The following is a 13,425-nucleotide window of genomic DNA, read 5'->3' on the forward strand; positions in this document are numbered from 1 at the left end:
CGCGCCTCCGTAACAGTTGCCACGCGGTCCTCAATACCGCCACCTGCTGCCCGAAATCGGGAAGGGCGCCCCAACAGGGTGCATTTTCAATTTCTGGCAGGTGGTTCACGTGAACAGCATTTCCCTTTCGACGCGCCTGGGCCTGGGCTTCGGCGCCATCCTCACCACGATGGTGGCGGTGTCGGTCCTCGGCGTCACGCGCATGGCCAGCACGCAGGCCGCCCTGGACGACATCGTGCAGGTGAACAACGTGCAATACGCCCGCGCCATGGAGATGCGCCTGTCCACCAACCGCGTGGCCGCGCTGGTGCGCAACCTGGGCCTGATGACCGACGAGAAGCAGATGGCGGCCGAGTTCGAGCGCCTGCCCAAGCTGCGCGCCGACTATGCCAACGCCCGCGCCGAGCTCGCGCGGCTGTACAAGGACTCCGGGGGCACGCCGCAGGAGATGGCGCTGCTGGCCAAGATCGACCAGCTGCAGGAGCGCACCCAGCCGCTGATCGACAAGGCGGCCCAGCTGGGCCTGCAGAACAAGGCCGAGGAGACCCTGGCCACGCTGCTGAACGAGGTGCTGCCGGTGGAGCAGGAATGGCTGCGGACCATCGGCGAGCTGACGACCCTGATCGACCAGCTCAACCGCGAATCGGCGCAGGAGGCCGCCGCCAGCTACCGCAACGGCCGGCTGGCCATGGTCGGCGGCACGCTGCTGGCGCTGCTCATGGGCATCGGCGCCGCGGTGGGCCTGACGCGCAGCGTGGTGCGGCAGCTGGGCGGCGAGCCGCAGTACGCGGCCGAGGTGGTGCGCCGCATCGCCCAGGGCGACCTGTCGGCCCCGGTGCGGCTGCGCAGCGGCGACCGCGACAGCCTGCTGGCCGCGATGCAGGAGATGCAGCAGTCCCTGCTGCGCATCGTGGGCGACATCCGTGCCGGCTCCGACAGCATCGCCACCGGCGCCTCGCAGATCGCCACCGGCAATGCCGACCTGTCGCAGCGCACGGAGGAACAGGCCAGCAACCTGCAGCAGACGGCCGCCTCGATGGAGCAGCTCAATGCCACGGTGAAGAACAACGCCGACACCGCCCGCCAGGCGGCGCAGCTGGCCAGCTCGGCCAGCCAGGTGGCCGGCCAGGGTGGCGAGGTGGTGGGCCAGGTGGTCTCCACCATGGACGACATCACCGAGAGCAGCCGCCGCATCGCCGACATCATCTCGGTGATCGACGGCATCGCCTTCCAGACCAACATCCTGGCGCTGAACGCGGCGGTGGAAGCCGCCCGCGCCGGCGAGCAGGGCCGCGGCTTCGCGGTGGTGGCCGGCGAGGTGCGCACCCTGGCCCAGCGCTCGGCCGAGGCGGCCAAGGAGATCAAGAGCCTGATCGGCGCCAGCGTCGAGAAGGTGGAGCGCGGCGCCACGCTGGTGGCCGATGCCGGCCGCACGATGGACGAGATCGTCAGCCAGGTGCGCCGCGTGAGCGACCTGCTCGGCGAGATCGGCTCGGCCACGCAGGAGCAGACGCAGGGCATCGGCCAGGTCAACGATGCGGTGACGCAGCTGGACCAGGTGACGCAGCAGAACGCCGCGCTGGTGGAGGAGAGCGCCGCCGCCGCCGAAAGCCTGCGCAACCAGGCCGGCCAGCTGGTGGCCACGGTGTCGGTGTTCCGCACCGAGCCGGGCCAGCCGGCTGCCCACGTGGGCTGAGCATCACGCGACCGCCGGCCCTTCCAGCCGTGCCGACAGGCCGTACAGCGCCAGCAGCCCCATCACATGGCCGATGGCCACGCCGGGCTCGCCCGCCTCGATGCGGGCGATGGTCTGCACATGCACCCCCAGCCGGCCGGCGGCCAGCGCCTGGCCTTCGCCGGCGGCCGTGCGGGCCTGCCGGGCGGCCGCGCCCAGGGCCTTGATGGCCGCCAGCGCGCTGTCGTCGATGTCGGTGGAGATGCGTTTGCCTTGCGCCATGGAGCCGTCCCGGGTGGCCGGCGCTGGACGTCAGCGCCGGGGCGCCGATTGTCGGCCGGTCGCCGGCTGGACGAGACCCAGCCCGGCAGCCGCCTGGGCCTTCCCATCGCCGGCGAGCCGCTGCCGCTGGCGCCCTGAAAGCAGTCCGCCCCCGGGTGGGCCAGAATGGCCCGTCCCACCTCCCGCCCCCGGACGGCAAGCACCGGGCAAGACGGCATGACCGAAGATTGCGCGATCCCACGGCGCCCTGGCAGTACGCCGCCCGGCTCGCCGCACTTCCTGGCCGATGGCACCGCCACCGCCCCCCTGCTGACCGAGCCCGACTGGCATGCCAGCGCCCTGGGCCCGCCCACGGCCTGGCCGCCGGCGCTGCGCTCGGCCGTCTCTCTGATGCTGGACACGCCGGTGCCCATGTGGCTGGGCTGGGGCGACGCGCTGTCCATGGTCTACAACGAGCCCTACGCGCTGATCCTGCAGGACAAGCATCCGCAGGCGATGGGCGCGCCGCTGCGGCAGGTGTGGTCGGAGATCTGGCCCGAGATCGGGCCGCTGATCGACAGCGCGCTGTCCGGTCAGGGCCTGTACCGGGAGGACCTGCCGCTGCAGGTGCGGCGCCAGGGGCGCGACGAGCCGGCCTGGTTCTCCTTCTCCTATTCGCCGCTGCGCGACCTCGATGGCACGGTGCGCGGCGTGATCTGCAGCGTGTGGGAAACCACCGCCAAGGTGCAGGCGCTGCAGGACCTGGTGCGCAGCGAGGCGGAGGCCCGGCTGCGGCAGGCGCAGAAGACCGAGACCGAGGAACGCTACCGGCTGGCCGTGCTGGCCACCAACGACGCGGTGTGGGACTGGCGGCTGTCCGACGGGCAGGTGGTGTGGAACGAGGCACTGGCCACGCTGTTCGGCCATGCGCTGAAGGAGACCACCGCCGACTGGTGGCTGGCGCACATCCATCCCGACGACCGTGCCCGCGTCGAGGCCGACATCCATGCGGTGATCGAGGGCGGCGGCAGCAGCTGGACCGAGGAGTACCGCTTCCGCCGCGCCGACGGCAGCCATGCCGAGATCCTGGACCGCGGCACCGTGCTGCGTGATGCGCAAGGCCGGGCGCTGCGCATGATCGGCGCCATGCAGGACCTGAGCGAGCGCCGCGCCTCGGAGGCCGCGCTGCGCGAAAGCGAGCGCCAGTTCCGCACCCTGTTCGATGCGATGGACGAGGGCTTCTGCATCATCGAGTTCCTGGACGGCCCGCATGGCCCGCTGAGCGACTATCTGCACGTGGTGGCCAATCCGGCCTTCACCGCCAATGCCGGCATCGACGACGTGGTGGGCCGGCGGGTGCGCGACATGGTGCCGCTGGAGGCCGAGGGCTGGGTGCGCATCTACCGCGAGGTGCTGCTCACCGGCGAGCCGTTGCGCTTCGAGCGCGAGCTGGAGAAGACCGGCCGCTACCTGGAGCTGGCCGCCTTCCGGGTGGAGCCGGCCTCGCGCCGCCAGGTGGCGGTGCTGTTCCAGGACGTCACCGAGCGCCACCAGGCGGAGCTGGCGCTGCGCGAGCTGAACGACACGCTGGAGCGCCGCGTTGCCAGCGAGGTGGCCGAGCGCCTGCGCACCGAGGCGGCGCTGCGCCAGTCGCAGAAGATGGAGGCGGTGGGCCAGCTCACCGGCGGCATCGCGCACGACTTCAACAACATGCTGGCGGTGGTGATCGGCTCGCTGGACCTGCTGGCCCGTCGCTTCGTGGGCGACGATGCCCGCGCCGCCCGCCATGTGGAGGCGGCGCGCGAGGGCGCCCGCCGCGCGGCCCAGCTCACCCAGCGCTTGCTGGCCTTCTCGCGCCAGCAGCCGTTGCAGCCGGTGGCGGTGGACGTGAACAAGCTGGTGGCCGGCATGTCCGACCTGCTGCGCCATTCGCTCGGCGGCGCGGTGATGCTGGAGACGGTGCTGGCCGGCGGCCTGTGGCGCGCGCACGTGGACCCCAACCAGCTGGAGAGCGCCATCCTCAACCTGGCCGTCAACGGCCGCGACGCGATGCCCGAGGGCGGGCGCCTGACCATCGAGACGGCCAACTGCCACCTGGACGAACGCTATGTGGCCGACACCCCGGGCCTGATGGCCGGGCAGTACGTGCTCATCGCCGTCAGCGACACCGGCACCGGCATGTCGCCCGAGGTGATGGCCAAGGCCTTCGATCCCTTCTTCACCACCAAGGAGGTGGGCCGCGGCACCGGCCTGGGCCTGAGCCAGGTGTACGGCTTCGTCAAGCAGTCCGGGGGCCACGTGATGATGTATTCGGAGTTGCGGCAGGGCACCTCGGCCAAGATCTACCTGCCGCGGCTGGCCGGCCCGGTGGCCGACGAAGTGCCCGCCCGCCCCGCCCGCGCGATGCCGCTGGCCGATGGCCGCGAGACGGTGCTGGTGGTGGAGGACGAGCCGGCGGTGCGGCAGTTCTCGGTGGAGGCGCTGCAGGAGCTGGGCTACCACGTGCTGCAGGCCGACGGCGCGGCCGCGGCGCTGCTGCTGCTGGAGGCCCATCCCGACATCGCGCTGCTGTTCACCGACCTGGTGATGCCCGAAGTGAACGGCCGCAAGCTGGCCGACGAGGCGGTGCGCCGCCGGCCGGGCTTGCGGGTGCTGTTCACCACCGGCTACACCCGCAACGCGGTGGTGCACAACGGCGTGCTGGATGCCGGCGTGCAGCTCATCGGCAAGCCTTTCACCATCGACCAGCTGGCCGCGCGGGTGCGCGAAGTGCTGGACGCGCCGGGCTGACGCGGGGCCGCGCGCGGCCGCTCAGCCGTGCAGCGCGGAGCGGGCCGTGGCCACCAGCCGGTGGACCTGCGGCGTGCCGGCCAGCCACCCGGCCAGCCCGGGCTGCACCTGGCGGGCCCAGCTTCCACCCTGCACGAAGGCATCGAACGCGGCCGCCTGCGGGAACATCGCCAGGCCCACCAGCAGCGGTTCGTCCTGGTGCACCGGCAGCCGGGGGAAGTCATTGGGCGTGGGCTCGGTGACGTACCAGCCCAGCACCTGCGCGCCACCGGCCTGCAGGCAGGGCGCCATCGTGTGGCGGCAGAAGTCCAGCAGGGCCGGCAGGGCCGGCTCGCGCAGCGGCAGGATGCAGGCCTGCAGCAGGCCGGCCGGGGCCATGCGCACCGGGCCTGCGGGCCGGCGGCGGCCCTGCATCGCCACGCCGGCGCCCGGCCAGGCCGGCCGCAGCAGCAGCACGTCGTCGGAATCGATCATCGTGGCATTCGCCGCCTGCCGGTGCCGCTGCCATGCCGGCCCGTCATAGAAGGCCTGCAGCGCCTGCCGCCGCGCGGCCATGCTGGCGAAGCCGCGCAGCCAGACGAAGCGGTCGCCTGCATCCAGGTCGCGGAACTGGCCCATCACCACCATGCCGGCTTCTTCCTGGGGCTCCACCAGCTGGGTGTCGAACAGCGCGACCAGGCGTTCCCGCTGGCCGGGGTGCAGCCGGTAGCGGCGCAGCTCCACCACCTCGCAGTCGATGGGCATGGCGGCCTCGGCCACCGGCGGCGTCGCGGAGGGCTCGCGCTCGAACTCCATGACCCAGTTCACCTCCCAGCTGCGGCCGCCGTCGGCCGAGAAGGCCTGCTGCCAGCGGGCGCGGTCGGCGCCCTGGCGCTGCCACTCGAAGCGCACGCGCACCGGGCGACCGTCGCACTCATCCTCGCCCTCGAACACGCCGTGGTCGCCCTCGAAGCGGCCGACCACCGGTGGCGACAGCCGGCCGGCGGCATCGATCCCATCGCCGTCATGGGTCAGCCAATGGATGCTCCACAGCCCGGTGGCGATGTTGAACACCCGCAGCGACATGCCCACCCAGCCCGGCCGCCAGCCTTCGGCCTCCAGGGTGTCGAAGTTGATGAGGCCGCCGGGCAGCTGCTGCACCTCGGAGCGGCCACTGAAGCTTTCCCACGCCTGGCTGCCCTGCAGGCGGTGCAGGAGGCGGCGCTGGCGGGACGTCCAGCGGCCGACGAGGAAGTCGAAATCGTTGATGGCCATGCGGTGGCTCCTGTGGATGAGGTCAAGGCCCGCATGCTGCGGCGCATAACATGACAAGGCCTGTCGTGATTTCGCAGACCCACCCATGAAAGCCAGCCGCCTGCTGTCCATCCTGATGCTGCTGCAGGCGCGGGGCCGCTGCACGGCCGGTGCGCTGGCGCGGGCGCTGGAGGTGTCGGAGCGCACCATCCTGCGCGACATCGACCAGCTCTCCGCCGCCGGCGTGCCGCTGTGGGGCGAGCGTGGGCGGCAGGGCGGCTTCCAGCTGCGCCCGGGCTGGACCACCCAGCTCACCGGCATGAACGAGGCCGAGGCCAGCGCACTGCTGCTGGCGGGCCTGCCCGGCCCGGCGATGGAACTGGGCCTGGGCAATGCGGCCGCATCGGCCCGGCTGAAGCTGGTGGCCAGCGTGCCGGCGCCGCTGCGCAGTGCCGCGTCCACCGTGGCGGAGCGGCTGCACATCGATCCGCTGGACTGGTACCGCACCGCCGAAGCACCGGCCTGGTTGCGCGAGGCGGCCGATGCGGTGTGGCGCGGCCGGCGCATCCGCATCGACTACACCAGCTGGCGCGGGCCTTCGCAGCGCGAGCTGGAGCCGCTGGGCCTGGTGCTGAAGGCGGGCGCCTGGTACCTGGTGGCACGCGGCGTGGGCAAGGGGCCGGGGCCGGCCGAGGTGCGCACCTACCGGCTGGCCAGCATGCAGTCGCTGCAGGTGCAGCGCACCGGCTTCAGGCGGCCGCGCGGCTTCGACCTGGCGGGCTTCTGGCAAGCGTCGGCCGAGCGCTTCGAAGCCGGGCTGCGGCCGCTGCAGGCGCAGGTGCTGGTGTCGCCCCGCGCGCTGAACTGGCTGCGGCACGCTCGCAGCCGGTTCGCCGAAGTGCCGATGCCGCAGGCCATGCCGGCCAGGCGCCGCAGGGCGACCGCAGGCTGGTGCTGCGTGCAGCTGCCGCTGGAATCCATCGAGCAGGGCGCGCGCCAGATCCTGGGTTATGGCGGCGAGGCCGAGGCGCTGGCGCCGCCGACGCTGCGTGCAGAGGTGGCGCGGCTGGCGGCGCAGGCGGCCCAGCGGCACGCGGCCTTTCCGCCGGCCGCTCGGCGGGATGCGGCCGCCCCGCCGGCCGCTCGGCGCGCTACTCGGCCGTGAAGCCCACCGCCTTGACCACCGGCCCCCAGCGCTCGGTGTCGCGGCGCTGCATGTCCAGCAGCTCGGCCTGGGTCGACGACCGCGCCTCCAGCCCCATGGCCGACAGGCCGTCGATCACCTCCGGCTTGGCCAGCGCGCTGCGCATCGCGGCATTGGCGCGCTGGGCCATCTCCGCCGATGTGCCGGCCGGCAGGTAGAAGGCGAACCATTCGTCGGTCACCACGTCCTTGAAACCCTGCTCGGCGTAGGTGGGCACCTGCGGCACGAAGCGGCTGCGCTTGGCGCCCGACACCCCCAGCAGCCGCACGCGGCCGCCGGCCAGGTGCGGCAGGAAGTCGCCGACCGGGCCACTGACCGAGGCGATCTGGCCGCCGGTCAGGTCCAGCACCGCCGGCTGCGTGCCGCGGTAGGGCACATGGCGCATCGCGGCATTGCCGGCGCGGCTGAGCATCTCGGCGGTGAAGTGCGGCGTGGAGCCGGCGGCCGGCGAGCCGAAGTTGGCCTGGTCGGGATGGGCCTTCACCCAGGCCAGGAACTCGGGCACGTTGGTCACCGAGGCCGGCACCGACGGGCCCACCGCCAGCGCGAACTCGAAGGTGCAGGCCACCGACACGGGCACCAGGTCCTTGAATGGGTCGTACTGCAGCTTCTTGTAGATGTGCGGATAGATGGTGAGCATGGAGGCCGGCGTCTGCAGCATCACGGTGCCGTCGGCCGGCGCCGTCTTCATGCTGGCGATGGCGATCTGCCCGCCTGCGCCGGTCTTGTTCTCCACCAGCGTGCTGCGTGCATAGGTGCCGCGCAGGCCTTCGGCCACGCGCCGGCACACGGTGTCGGAGGTGCCGCCCGCCGCGAAGCCGGTGACGATGCGCAGCGCGTCGACCGCGGCCGCCTGGGCCTGGGCCGCCTGCGTGCCCAGCAGCCCCAGGCCCGGCAGGCTCGAGAGGGCGGCGCTGCGCCGGATGAACTCACGTCGCGTGGTGTGCATGGTGTCGTCTCCTGTGGATCGCGCCTGCATGGCGCACAAAGATCACTCGGCCAGCGCAGCCGCCACGCGCTGCACCAGCACCGGCAGGCTGCCGTCATGGCGGAAGCCCGCGGCATCGGCGCGGGCGGTGTGCAGCGGCGGCAGGCGGCCGAACTGCGCTTCCAGCGCCTCGTCGGGCCGGTAGGTCACGCCGGCCGCCGCGCCGGGAAAAGCCGCGTCGAAGGCCTGCACCAGCGCATCGACGCGCACATGCAGCGCCGGCAGGTTGAAGGCCGCGGTGCCGCCCAGCCGGTCGGGCGCGCATTCGGCGGCATGCAGCAGGTTGTCCAGACAAGCCTGCAGCGACAGCAGCCACAGCGTGGCCTGCGGCGACACCGGGCACACCTGCGGCCGGCGCTGCACCAGCGCGCGCATCAGCTCGCTGGAGAAGGCCGACAGCGCGCCGGTGGGCGTGGGCGGTCGCGCCACCACGCCGGGCAGCCGCAGCATGCGTGCCTGCAGGTGGCCGCGGCGCGTGGCATCGGCCAGGAAGATCTCGGCCATCTGCTTGTGCGCACCGTAGCTCAGCGCGGGGCACAGCGGCGTGTCGTCGTCGATGCGCGCGGGCAGCGGCGTGCCGTAGACGGCGATGGAACTGGTGAACACGACGGTGGGCGCCGGCCGCCGTGCAGCAGGCGCCGCCAGTGCCTGCGCCAGCGCCAGCGTGGCCAGCACGTTGACCTGCAGGCCGAGCGCGTACTGCGCCTCGGCCTGGCCGCTGGGAATGCTGGCGAGGTGGAAGACCACGTCGGGCGCATCGCTGGTGATGGCCTCGATGACGCCGGCCTCGGCGATGCTGCCCTCCACCGTGGCCACGCAGCCGGCCGCTGGCGCGGCGGGCAGGCGCAGGTCGCACAGCAGCAGCCGCTCGATGGGCCGGCCCTGCAGCTGCGCGCCGGGGGCGGCCAGGCGGCGGGCCAGGGCGCGGCCGATGTAGCCGTCGGCGCCGGTGATCAGCACCTTCATGCCGGATGCTCCTGCTCATGCTGCAGCAGCGCGCGCAGCGGCTGGCGCCAGGCCAGGCTGTCGGCGGTGCGGCCGCGGGGGATGTATTCCAGGCCCAGCCAGCCGCCGGCCTCCAGCGCGGCCAGGGCCCGCAGCGCCTGCACCGTGGCTGGCCGGGCCAGGTCGGGCGCACTGCGGTCGGGGGCCTGAGCAATCTGCACATGGCCGATCCAGCCGGCGGCCTCCTGCAGCGCCTGCGGCAGCGGCAGGCCTTCGCGCTCGGCATGGTAGAGGTCGAACTGCAGGCGAAGCCCGGGCAGCGCCATCGTGCGCAGCAGCAGCAGCACCTGCGCCGGCCGGTGGTAGGCATAGCCCGGCGCGTCGTGGCGGTTCAGCGGTTCCAGCAGCAGCATGACGCCGGCCTGGCCAGCCAGCGCGGCGGCCCACTGCAGGCGGCGCTGCAGCAGGTCGCGGGTGGCGGCGTCGAGCGGGGCCGCACCATCGGCTGCAACACCGGCCGCCGGGCAGGGCGGCCGGCCGGCCATCAGGTGCAGCCGGTGGCAGCCGGTGTGCTGCGCCATCGCCAGCGCCCGTTCCACCCCGTCGCGGAACTGCGCTTCGCGGTCCGGCACCGCGGCCAGGCCGGGTTCGCCGTCGGGGCCCAGCGGCGTGTTCAGCAGCACCAGCGGCAGGCCGGCCGAGCGCAGCCGCTCGGCCACCACGGCCGGCGCATGCGCATAGGGAAACGGCCACTCCACGCCGTCGAAGCCATCGGCCGCGGCGGCCTGCGGACGCGCCAGCGGCGGCAGCTCCCGGTACAGGTGCAGCAGGTTGGCGGCCAGCTTCATGGCCCCGGCGCCTCGTAGGGCCAGTCCACCGCGCCCGAATGCGTGACCGCGCCCAGGCGTGCCGGGCGCACCACCAGCGCGTACTTCTCCAGCACGCCGCCCAGGCGCGGCGCCGCCGGCGCCTGCCAGGCCGCGCGGCGGGCGGCCAGCTCGCTGTCGGGCAGCATCACCTCGAGCGTGCCGGCGGCGGCGTCGATGCGGATCACGTCGCCGCTGCGCAGCAGCGCGATGGGGCCGCCCAGCACCGCTTCCGGGCCCACGTAGCCGATGCTCATGCCGCGGGTGGCGCCGGAGAAGCGGCCATCGGTGAGCAGGGCCACCGCCTCGCCCATGCCCTGGCCGTAGATCGCGGCGGTGACGCTGAGCATCTCCCGCATGCCGGGCCCGCCGCGCGGGCCTTCGTTGCGGATGACCAGCACCTCGCCGGCCTGGTACTGCCGCGCCGAGACCGCAGCCATGCAGCTGTCCTCGTCCTCGAACACCCGCGCGGGTCCGGTGAACTGCAGCGAGCGCAGGCCGGCCACCTTCAGCAGCGCGCCCTCGGGGCACAGGTTGCCGCGCAGCACCGTCACGCCGCCGGTGGGCTGCAGCGCCTGGCTGCATGGGCGCACCACCTGGCCGTCCGGCTCGGGCGCGTCGGCCAGCGCCTCGGCCAGGCTGCGGCCGTCCAGCGTGGGCACGTCGCCATGCAGGTGGCCACCCTGCAGCAGCGCCTTTAGCACCACCGGCACGCCGCCCACCTCGTGCAGGTCGCGCGCCAGGTAGCGGCCGCCGGGCTGCAGGTCGGCGATGAGCGGCGTGCGCTCGAACACCGCGGCCACGTCGTCCAGGCTGAAGGGCACGCCGGCCTCGTGCGCGATGGCCGGGATGTGCAGCGCCGCATTGGTCGAGCCGCCGGTGGCGGCCACCGCGGCGCAGGCGTTCTCCAGGCTCTGGCGCGTGACCAGGTCGCGCGGCAGCGGCCAGCCGCGGGCCAGCGTCTGCATCACCTGCCGGCCGGCGCGCTGGGCGATGGCCAGGCGTTCGCTGTACACCGCCGGCACCATGGCCGAGCCCAGCGGCGACAGGCCCAGCGTCTCGCCCACCATCGCCATGGTGTTGGCGGTGAACTGGCCGGGGCAGGAGCCCGCGGTGGGCGTGCAGCTGCGCTCGGTGGCGGCCAGGGCCTCGGGCGTCATCGCGCCGGTCTGCACCGCGCCCACCGCCTCGATGGTGGTGAGGATGGTGGCCTGCGCACCGCGTGCATGGCCGGGCAGGGTGGCGCCACCGTACACGAACACGCCGGGCACGTTGAGCCGGGCCAGCGCCATCATCATCGCCGGCAGCGTCTTGTCGCAGCCGGCGAAGGCGACCAGGCCATCGTACGCATGGCCGCGCACCGCCACCTCCACGCTGTCGGCGATGACCTCGCGCGAGACCAGGCTCATGCGCATGCCGGCATGGTTCATCGAGGTGCCGTCGGACACCGACACGGTGGAAAAGCTCACCGGCACGCCGCCGCCGGCAGCCACGCCCAGCCGGGCGCGGTCGGCCTGCGGCGCCAGCGCCATCGAGCAGGGCGTGTTCTCGCCCTGGGTGCTGACGATGCCGACGACCGACTTGCCCAGCGCCTCGTCGTCGAAGCCGGTGGCCCGCAAGAAGGCGCGGTGCGGCGCCCGCGTGATGCCTTCGGTGACGACGCGGGAGCGGTGCTTGTGCAGCGGGGGGCGATCGGGTGGGGTCATGCGGCCAGCAGGTTGACGGGGGCTTCGCGCAGGCGGTCGAAGGCCCAGGCCACGTCCTGCTCCATCACCGCACGCGCAGCGGCGGCGTCGCCATCGACGATGGCCTGCAGGATGCGGTCGTGGAAGTCCAGGTCCTGGCCGCGGGCGCGGTGCATCAGCGCGCGCGCGGCGCGCAGGTAGGGCCCCGACTGCAGCCACAGGCTTTCCACCAGGGGCAGCATCGAGGGCGAGCGGGCGGCCTGGTAGAGGGTGAAGTGGAAGCGCTGGTTCTGCACCAGGCCTTCCTCCACCGTGGACTGCCTGCGCAGCGCCTGCGCGATCTTGCGGGCCAGCTGCGCCAGCAGCGCCACCTGCGCCTCGTCCAGGTGCGGCACCGCCCATTCGGTGAGCGTGCCTTCCACCACCACGCGGCAGCGGCGGATGTCTTCCAGCCGCTCCAGGCTCAGCAGCGGCACCTGCATCGACCGGCTGCGGCTGCGCTGCACCGCCTGCTGCTCGGCCAGCCGCTGCAGCGCGGCCCGCACGGGCATGGTGCTGGTATTCATCGCCTGGGCCAGTTCCTCGATGCCCAGGCACTGGCCGGCCGCGAAGTCGCCGCGCATCAGCTGGTCGCGCAGCGTGCGGTACACGGTCTCGTTGATCGTCAGGGGCGGTTCGTGGGCGGGCATGGTCAGGGCACTTTTGATCAAAGATCAAAGTGCCGCGACGATAGCCGCTGCGCCGGCCGGCGCCGCTTCAGGTTAACCCTCTATATTCCGGCGCATCTCATTGGACGGATCCATTCATGCTGGACGGCGTATCGCTGGATCACCTGCGCGTGTTCATCGCCGCGGCGGAGGAAGGCAGCTTCTCCGCGGCAGGCCGCAAGCTCAGGCGGGCGCAATCGGTGGTGAGCCAGACGCTGGCCAACCTGGAAGGCCAGCTGCGGGTCACGCTGTTCGACCGCAGCGCGCGCTACCCGGTGCTCACCGAGGAAGGCAAGGCGCTGCTGGGCGAGGCCAAGGTGGTGGTGGGTGGCATGGACAGCTTCAAGGCCCGCGCCCGCACGCTGTCCGAAGGGCTGGAGCCGGAGCTGTCGGTGGCGGTGGACGTGATGTTCCCGATGAGTGCGCTCACCGCCGCGGTGGGCGCCTTCCGCCAGCAGTTCCCGCAGACGCCGCTGCGGCTGTATGTGGAGGCGCTGGGCGCGGTGGTGCAGCCGGTGCTGCAGGGCAGCTGCCAGCTGGGCATCGTCGGATCGCTGCCGGTGGTGCCGGACAACATCCGCTGCGAGCACCTGTCGCAGGTGCCGATGGTCACCGTGGTGGCGCCCGGCCATCCCCTGGCCGGCCTGCCCGGCCCGCTGGCCGCCGACGTGCTGGAGCGCCATGTGCAGCTGGTGCTGACCGACCGCAGCAGCCTGAGCGCCGGCCGCAGCTACGGCGTGCTGTCCGCCCACACCTGGCACCTGGCCGACCTGGGGGCCAAGCATGCCTTCCTGAAGGCGGGCTTCGGCTGGGGCCACATGCCGCAGGAGATGGTGCAGGCCGACCTGGACGCGGGCCGGCTGCTGCGCATCACGCTGCAGATGCACCAGCCCGCCACGCCCAGCATCGCGATGCTGGCCGCCTACCGCCACGACGCACCGCCCGGCCCGGCCGGCCGCTGGCTGCTGGCGCGGCTGAAGGCCGAGGCCCAGGCCTGAGCGGCCCGCGGCCCGCCATGGCCGTCCATCGGCCGGGCCGATCCTTTCCATCGAATCAAACAGGCTTCACCGG

The 13,425-nt window shown here is 73.1% G+C and carries 11 protein-coding genes; 4 read left to right on the forward strand and 7 right to left on the reverse strand.

Annotation, left to right across the window (positions count from 1 at the left end; all coding sequences use genetic code 11):
• Window positions 1-109: 109 nt before the first annotated feature.
• Complete coding sequence (locus LRS14_RS30365; RefSeq protein WP_052736124.1) at window positions 110-1,696, forward strand: methyl-accepting chemotaxis protein; 1,587 nt, start codon at window positions 110-112, stop codon at window positions 1,694-1,696.
• 3 nt (window positions 1,697-1,699) lie between these two features.
• Here LRS14_RS30365 and LRS14_RS19530 read toward each other — a convergent pair whose 3' ends face one another.
• Entirely contained in the window at window positions 1,700-1,957 is a 258-nt protein-coding gene (locus LRS14_RS19530) for a helix-turn-helix domain-containing protein (RefSeq protein ID WP_046111926.1), read from the reverse strand.
• Window positions 1,958-2,173: 216 nt separating this feature from the next.
• Here LRS14_RS19530 and LRS14_RS19535 point away from each other — a divergent pair, with 216 nt between their 5' ends.
• Complete coding sequence (locus LRS14_RS19535; RefSeq protein ID WP_257800733.1) at window positions 2,174-4,726, forward strand: PAS domain-containing protein; 2,553 nt, start codon at window positions 2,174-2,176, stop codon at window positions 4,724-4,726.
• Window positions 4,727-4,747: 21 nt separating this feature from the next.
• On the opposite strand, the gene LRS14_RS19540 is transcribed toward LRS14_RS19535, so the two are convergent.
• Entirely contained in the window at window positions 4,748-5,980 is a 1,233-nt protein-coding gene (locus LRS14_RS19540) for an NIPSNAP family protein (RefSeq protein ID WP_257800734.1), read from the reverse strand.
• An 85-nt stretch (window positions 5,981-6,065) separates the two neighbouring features.
• Here LRS14_RS19540 and LRS14_RS19545 point away from each other — a divergent pair, with 85 nt between their 5' ends.
• Window positions 6,066-7,124 carry a YafY family protein gene (locus LRS14_RS19545; RefSeq protein WP_257800735.1) on the forward strand — a complete coding sequence of 353 codons (1,059 nt, stop codon included), beginning with the start codon at window positions 6,066-6,068 and terminating at the stop codon, window positions 7,122-7,124.
• On the opposite strand, the gene LRS14_RS19550 is transcribed toward LRS14_RS19545, so the two are convergent.
• The 5 genes from LRS14_RS19550 to LRS14_RS19570 are packed head-to-tail and all read right to left on the reverse strand — an operon-like array spanning window position 7,111 to window position 12,336.
• Window positions 7,111-8,112, reverse strand: a complete 1,002-nt coding sequence (locus LRS14_RS19550; RefSeq protein WP_046111924.1) for a Bug family tripartite tricarboxylate transporter substrate binding protein — start codon at window positions 8,110-8,112, stop codon at window positions 7,111-7,113. The genes LRS14_RS19545 and LRS14_RS19550 overlap by 14 nt on opposite strands.
• Before the next feature lie 42 nt (window positions 8,113-8,154).
• On the reverse strand, window positions 8,155-9,117 hold the full coding sequence (locus LRS14_RS19555) for an NAD-dependent epimerase/dehydratase family protein (protein ID WP_046111923.1): 963 nt from the start codon (window positions 9,115-9,117) through the stop codon (window positions 8,155-8,157).
• Window positions 9,114-9,944 carry a hydroxypyruvate isomerase family protein gene (locus LRS14_RS19560; protein ID WP_257800736.1) on the reverse strand — a complete coding sequence of 277 codons (831 nt, stop codon included), beginning with the start codon at window positions 9,942-9,944 and terminating at the stop codon, window positions 9,114-9,116. Before LRS14_RS19560 ends, LRS14_RS19555 begins: the two co-directional genes overlap by 4 nt.
• Window positions 9,941-11,668, reverse strand: coding sequence for a dihydroxy-acid dehydratase (gene ilvD, locus LRS14_RS19565; protein ID WP_257800737.1), 1,728 nt, complete (start codon window positions 11,666-11,668; stop codon window positions 9,941-9,943). Before ilvD ends, LRS14_RS19560 begins: the two co-directional genes overlap by 4 nt.
• Window positions 11,665-12,336, reverse strand: a complete 672-nt coding sequence (locus tag LRS14_RS19570) for a GntR family transcriptional regulator (RefSeq protein ID WP_046111920.1) — start codon at window positions 12,334-12,336, stop codon at window positions 11,665-11,667. Before LRS14_RS19570 ends, ilvD begins: the two co-directional genes overlap by 4 nt.
• A 116-nt stretch (window positions 12,337-12,452) precedes the next feature.
• Here LRS14_RS19570 and LRS14_RS19575 point away from each other — a divergent pair, with 116 nt between their 5' ends.
• The gene (locus tag LRS14_RS19575; RefSeq protein ID WP_046111919.1) at window positions 12,453-13,352 is read left to right on the forward strand and encodes a LysR family transcriptional regulator; all 900 of its coding nucleotides are present in this window, start codon (window positions 12,453-12,455) and stop codon (window positions 13,350-13,352) included.
• Window positions 13,353-13,425: the final 73 nt, after the last annotated feature.

This window comes from Aquincola sp. J276 (assembly GCF_024700035.1).
GTDB lineage: Bacteria > Pseudomonadota > Gammaproteobacteria > Burkholderiales > Burkholderiaceae_C > Aquincola > Aquincola tertiaricarbonis.

Coding starts and splice junctions, on each gene's coding strand:
- ilvD (WP_257800737.1), bottom strand. CDS start 11,668: ATGACCCCACCCGATCGCCCCCCGCTGCACAAGCACCGCTCCCGCGTC.
- LRS14_RS19545 (WP_257800735.1), top strand. CDS start 6,066: ATGAAAGCCAGCCGCCTGCTGTCCATCCTGATGCTGCTGCAGGCGCGG.
- LRS14_RS19570 (WP_046111920.1), bottom strand. CDS start 12,336: ATGCCCGCCCACGAACCGCCCCTGACGATCAACGAGACCGTGTACCGC.
- LRS14_RS19530 (WP_046111926.1), bottom strand. CDS start 1,957: ATGGCGCAAGGCAAACGCATCTCCACCGACATCGACGACAGCGCGCTG.
- LRS14_RS19535 (WP_257800733.1), top strand. CDS start 2,174: ATGACCGAAGATTGCGCGATCCCACGGCGCCCTGGCAGTACGCCGCCC.
- LRS14_RS19560 (WP_257800736.1), bottom strand. CDS start 9,944: ATGAAGCTGGCCGCCAACCTGCTGCACCTGTACCGGGAGCTGCCGCCG.
- LRS14_RS19550 (WP_046111924.1), bottom strand. CDS start 8,112: ATGCACACCACGCGACGTGAGTTCATCCGGCGCAGCGCCGCCCTCTCG.
- LRS14_RS19555 (WP_046111923.1), bottom strand. CDS start 9,117: ATGAAGGTGCTGATCACCGGCGCCGACGGCTACATCGGCCGCGCCCTG.
- LRS14_RS19575 (WP_046111919.1), top strand. CDS start 12,453: ATGCTGGACGGCGTATCGCTGGATCACCTGCGCGTGTTCATCGCCGCG.
- LRS14_RS19540 (WP_257800734.1), bottom strand. CDS start 5,980: ATGGCCATCAACGATTTCGACTTCCTCGTCGGCCGCTGGACGTCCCGC.